The sequence below is a fragment of the Promicromonospora kroppenstedtii DSM 19349 genome (assembly GCF_000515355.1).
GTDB classification, from domain to species: domain Bacteria; phylum Actinomycetota; class Actinomycetes; order Actinomycetales; family Cellulomonadaceae; genus Promicromonospora; species Promicromonospora kroppenstedtii.
The window spans coordinates 1,009-6,702 of the sequence record NZ_KI911677.1 but is presented as its reverse complement, the minus strand read 5'-3'; the positions used below and the strand labels follow the sequence as shown (position 1 = coordinate 6,702).

General features: G+C 70.5%; 4 protein-coding genes. 3 read left to right on the top strand and 1 reads right to left on the bottom strand.

Going from position 1 to position 5,694, the window contains the following annotated elements:
* Positions 1 to 429: 429 nt before the first annotated feature.
* Positions 430 to 2,574 (top strand): YhgE/Pip domain-containing protein, encoded by a 2,145-nt coding sequence (locus PROKR_RS13865; protein ID WP_036964236.1) that lies wholly within the window; start codon positions 430 to 432, stop codon positions 2,572 to 2,574.
* Positions 2,575 to 2,691: 117 nt separating this feature from the next.
* Here PROKR_RS13865 and PROKR_RS13860 read toward each other — a convergent pair whose 3' ends face one another.
* The gene (locus PROKR_RS13860) at positions 2,692 to 3,408 is read right to left on the bottom strand and encodes a DUF305 domain-containing protein (RefSeq protein WP_051432980.1); all 717 of its coding nucleotides are present in this window, start codon (positions 3,406 to 3,408) and stop codon (positions 2,692 to 2,694) included.
* Between the two features lie 251 nt (positions 3,409 to 3,659).
* Between PROKR_RS13860 and PROKR_RS13855 the strand changes: the two genes are divergently transcribed.
* Positions 3,660 to 5,063, top strand: coding sequence for an LVIVD repeat-containing protein (locus tag PROKR_RS13855; protein ID WP_245605824.1), 1,404 nt, complete (start codon positions 3,660 to 3,662; stop codon positions 5,061 to 5,063).
* Between the two features lie 248 nt (positions 5,064 to 5,311).
* Positions 5,312 to 5,694, top strand: a 383-nt coding sequence (locus PROKR_RS13850; RefSeq protein WP_036964231.1) for a DUF305 domain-containing protein, incomplete at its 3' end; no start/stop codon positions are given.

The following is a 5,694-nucleotide window of genomic DNA, read 5'->3' as shown; positions in this document are numbered from 1 at the left end:
GCCGCGGGCAACCGCCCGGCTGCGGATCCGGGCCGCCGCGCTGGGGGCGGACGCCGTGCTCGTCGGGCTGGCGCGGGTCGCCGTCGACGACCGGTTCTCGGCCGACGCGGTCGACGCGCGGCTCGGCTGACTTCGGATCAGCAGAACCGTTTCGGGCGAGCGGGTGATCTTCTCTCCTTTACTGAGTTGTGATCAGTAAAAGCGTTCCGCAGGACTGAACGCGCGGGTAACTTCTGCGCAGATGCCCACCACCACGGGCTTCGTGCTCGCCAACGGCGGCGAGCCCGGCGGGCAGGGGCGCCGGTCCGACAACTTCCGCGGGGCGACGAAGCCCGCAGAGCGAGAGGCGAACCGATGACGCAGCTTCATGCATCACCGAGACCACGATCAGGACCCGGACCGACGATCCTCGCAGCGGTAGGTGTAGCCATGCTGCTGGCCGGTGCCATCGTGGCCACGGCCTTCATGCTCCTGTTCCAGGGCAGCGTCGCGGACGGCGCGGGCAAGCTGGACGACGGCGCGAGCACGCTCAACGATGGCGTCCAGGCCGAGCTGGTCTCCGGCGTCGGCGACCTCGGCGCTGGGGCGACGGACCTGAACACCGCGGTGCAGGACGACGTGGTGCCCGGCGTCGAGGCGCTCGCCGACGGCGCGGGCCAGCTCGACTCCGGCGCGGGCGACCTGCGCGCGGGCGTGATCAAGCTGCACAACGGCTCCAAGAAGATCTCGGACGGCACGGCCGAGACGGCGTCGGACGTCAAGGACCTGGCGGACGCGTCGCTGCAGCTCACCGCCGGTCAGGCGAAGCTGAAGGACGGGCTCGGCGACCTCAGCGACGGTGCGGGGGAGCTCAACGCCGGTCTCACCACCCTGAACACCAAGGCGCCCGCGCTCGCAGACGGCGCGGAGCGGCTCGCGGGCGGGTCGCTGCTCGTGGCTGCCGGCGTCGCGACGGTCAGCGACGGCGTGACCCCGCTGGACGCGGGTGCGCGTCAGCTGGCTGCGGGTTCGCAGGACCTGGCGGCTGGAGTCGGGCAGGTGGACGCCGCGGCGACACTGCTCGCTGACGGGTCCGGCAGGCTGTTCGCCGGAAGCCAGGAGCTGAACGGCGGCCTGTCCCAGCTTGCCGCCAGCAACGGGACGATCCTTGGCGGGACGAGCGCGGTCCAAGCCGGCGCGAACGACCTCGCTGCCGGTGCGGTTGCTCTCGACGCGGGGGCGGACCAGATCGCGGGGGGCCTCGCGCTGCTCAACGCCGGCGCACCCGAGCTGGCGAAGGGCGCGCAGGGCGCGGCGGCGGGCGCAGCGGAGCTGAAGTCCGGTTCGGCGGCAGTGGCAGGCGGCGTCGCAGCGGCGCAGACCGGTGCCGGCACGCTCGCCACGAAGATCGGTGGCCTCGTCGACGGGGCGAACAACGTGCAGGGCGGGAACCTGAACCTTCAGGAGAAGCTGACGCAGCTCGCTGGCGCTACCGACGACGCGGCGCTCAAGGCTCAGCTCGAGGCGCTGGCCCAGTCGTCGGGAGCGCTGGCAGCCGGCGCCGGACAGGTCAGTGCGGGCGCCACCCAGGCGCAGGCCGGCGCGTCCGGCCTGAGCTCTTCGCTCGGCGAGATCTCAGGCGGTGCGCAGAAGGTGGCCGGAGGTGCAGAGAAGCTGGCCGACGGTACTGCTCTGGTGTCGGCCGGTGCGCAGAAGGTGGCCGACGGCCTGGCACCCCTCACGGCCGGTGCGGCCAACCTGGCGGCCGGCACGGAGCGGGCCAAGGTCGGAAGCGCGACGCTGCAGGCCGGCGTCGGGCAGCTTGCCCCTGGTATCGAGCGATACGTTGCCGGCGTGGGCTCGGCGTACGCCGGAAGCAACGTGCTCGTCGCGGGCTCGCAGCAGGTCGCTGGTGGCAACGCCGAGCTTGCTCGGAACACCCCGACCCTGTTCGAGGGCGCCGCCGCGATGGCCGACGGCAACGCCGCGCTCGCCGCTGGTACGGGCCAGCTCAAGGGTGGCCTGCCCGCGCTGCTCTCCGGTGCGACCCAGGTCGCCGGCGGCAACGCCGAGCTCGCCGGCCAGACGCCGGCGTTCGTCTCTGGCGTCCAGCAGCTCCACGCCGGGTCGGTGCTGCTGGCCGCCGGGTCCGGCACCGCCCACACCGGCTCCGGCAAGATCCTCGACGGCATCATCGAGGTCCGCGACCGCGTCGTCCCCAAGGTCGCCAAGTCGCAGCGCCTCGCCGACGGCTCGGTCACCGTCCAAGAGGGCCTGCTCGCGGCCCGTCTCGGCGCCCGCGACCTCACCGACGGCACGGGCGCGCTCGACGACGGGACCCAGAAGCTGGCCGGCGGCGCCGTCACCCTGGCCGACGGCACGCAGCAGCTCGCCGACGGTTCCGCGAAGCTCGTCGCGGGCACGTCCGACGTCGCGTCCGGTACGGCGCAGCTGTCCGACGGCACCGGCGTGCTCCGGTCCAGCGTGGACGGCGCACCGGCGGGGGCGATCGGCGTCGGCGTGATCATCGCGGCAGCGCTCGGTGCGCTGGCCACCGTCGCGGGCCTGATCCTGCTGGGTCGGCGCCGCATCTGACCGGTCGGCGGCGGCCTGGTGGGGCCGCCGCCGACCTCGTTTGATCGCCGGGAACGGAGCGCCTGCTCCGTTTCCCGGCGATCGTCATGTCACAGGTCGGCGAGCCCGGTCAGCGCGTCACAGCGCGTCGAGCATCTCGTCCAGCCGGTCGATCTCCGCCATCTGGTCGGCCGCGATGTTGTTCGCCAGCTCCAGGACCCGCTCCTCGCTGCCCGCCCCGGCGACGTCCTTGCACATGGCCAGCGCACCCTCGTGGTGCTTGATCATGCCCTCCAGGTACAGCCGGTCGAACTCGGCCCCGGACGCGTCCTCCATCTCGGCCATCTCGGCCTCGCTCAGCATGCCGGGCATCTCGGCGTCGTGCCCGTGCCCCGGAGCTCGTGGGCCCGAGCCGTCACCGCTCTCGGCGGTCACCGGCACGGGGTAGTCGTTCTCCTCCAGCCAGTCGGACATCAGCTTGATCTCGCTGCCCTGCACCACGTCGATGCGGGTGGCGAAGGTCTTGATCTGCTCGGAATCCGCGCGCTCCGGCGCCAGCACCGACATGTCGATCGCCTGCCCGTGGTGCCAGATCATGTCGGTGAGGAACTCGGCGTCAGCCTTCGAGAACGGCGCCTCGGCGTTGGGCGCGCCCTCGTAGTCCTCGGGCGCGATGGTCTGCGCCGGCTCCCCGGGCTTGCCGGGCTGCACCACCACGGAGCTCGGCGTCGAGACCTCCTCGGGCTCCTCGTCGGGCCCGCAGGCGGACAGCACAAGGGCCGGCGCCAGCACGGCCAGGCCGATCGCGACCGTCCGGACACGCGATCGTCGTCCGGCACCTGTCAGCGTCTTCACGGGCGGATCCTCTCGTACGGGCTGAAGTCCGCGTCATCGTCCGGTCATGGACGGGGTGGCCGCAGACCATCGGAGGACGTTAGCGCCGGAATCTACCAACAGGTCATCACATGCGGACACCAAGCCCGATGTCGCTTCCGCGCCACTAGGTGGTGCTTTGTCACCACCATGTTAAAGATCCCGAAACTCCTGGTCCTGAGAGGTCCCTGTGAGCAACACTGCCCACAACCGACCTAGGAGGTGTGACGCCCGTGCGTCGTCCAACCTTTACCCGACCTCGTGTGCGGGGCGCCGCAGGCGCCGCCCTGGCCGCGATGATCGCGGCCACGGCCTTCGCGGCGCCCGTCGCCGCGGACGTCGCAGCTCCGGACGTCCCGCCGGGCGAGACCGCGTCCGAGAACATGACCCACCTGAGCAACCAGCCCAAGAACGGTGCGCTCCAGGGCACCGGCTCGGACATCGCGTTCCAGGGCAAGTACGCGTTCGCCGGCAACTACGACGGCTTCACCGTGTACGACCTCTCCGACAAGGAGAACCCGGAGCAGGTCGTGCAGGTCTACTGCCCCGGTTCCCAGAACGACGTCTCGGTCTACAAGGACATCCTCGTGCTGTCCACGGACTCGTCCCGCAGCGACGACTCCTGTGCCTCGACGTCCCTCCCGGCGACTGAGAAGTCGGCCTGGGAAGGCATCAAGATCTGGGACATCTCGAACCCGCTCGCCCCGGAGTACATCAAGTCGGTCGAGACTTCCTGCGGTTCGCACACCCACTCGCTCGCGCCGTCCAAGGACGGCCGGAACCTGTACGCCTACGTCTCGTCGTACTCGCCGAACGCGACGTTCCCGGACTGCCAGCCGCCGCACGACTTCGTCTCGATCGTGAAGATCCCGCTGCAGAAGCCGACGTCGGCCAAGGTCGTCTCCACGCCCGTCCTCTTCCCGGACGGCGGCTACGAGGGTGACCCCGACCGCCGCGCCTCCACGACGAGCGGCTGCCACGACATCACCACCTACGCCAAGTACGACCTGGCGGCCGGTGCGTGCATGGGTGACGGCATCCTCATGGACATCAAGGACCGCGAGCGTCCGAAGGTGATCAGCCAGGTGCGCGACACGGAGAACTTCGCGTTCTGGCACTCGGCCACGTTCAACAACGACGCCACCAAGGTGGTCTTCACCGACGAGCTCGGCGGTGGCGGTCTCGCGACCTGCACCGGCGAGTACGCGCCGGAGCTGGGCGCCAACGGCATCTACGACATCGAGCGCGGGCGCCACGGCAAGAAGGAGCTCGAGCTCAAGTCGTACTACAAGATCCCGCGGATCAACACGGCCGACGAGAACTGCGTGGCGCACAACGGCTCGCTCATCCCGGTCAAGGGCAAGGACATCATGGTCCAGTCCTGGTACCAGGGCGGCGTCTCGGTGTACGACTTCACGGACTCGTCCAACCCGCGTGAGCTCGCCTGGTTCGACCGCGGGGAGGGCGTGAGCAGCGGCGGCACCTGGTCGACGTACTACTACAACGGCTACGCCTACTCGAACGACCTCGGCATCGGTTTCGACACGTTCGACATCGACGACTCGATCGACGGCAAGGCCGAGCGGGTCAAGCAGAAGTCGCTCAACCCGCAGATGCAGGAGCCGTTCGGGCGCTGACCCGAGAGCCGTCTCCGACGTCTGACACCCCGAGGCCCACCGGCAGATCGTTGCCGGTGGGCCTCGGCCGTACGCGGCCCTCGCTCTCGAGGCCTAAGTTTGTTGGCTTTCGACTGGCTCAAAGCGAAGAAACTTAGGCCTCGAAGGGGAGTGACGGGGAGTATCAGGCCCGGTCGTTGCTGACGGCAGACCGCATGAGGGTTTTCCGTGATGGCGCGGACGGTGCTTTGTATGGGAACCTCCCGGACATGACGCCCCAGGACTCGACGACCGAGGACACCGCCCCGCCGTCGGGCGAGGTCTCCGACCAGGAGCGGACGACGCCGTCGTCGGCCTACGGGCTGGGGCGCAGGCTGCGGATCATGGGCGCCGTGCTCGCCGGCGGACTCGCCGTCGTGCTGGCGCTGCTGCTCTGGCTCGGCGTCCTCGTCCCGGCCAAGCAGGAGGCCGCCGGGTACTCCGAGGCCGACTCCGGCTACGCCGCCGTCGCGATCGAGCACAACGCGCAGGCCGTGCAGCTCGCGGCGCTCGCCCCGGGCCGGTCCACCGACGACGACGTGCTGGCCCTGGCCGTCGAGGTCGGCGAGGCGTCCGCGGGCCGGGTCGACGAGCTCGCCGCCTGGCTGGAGGC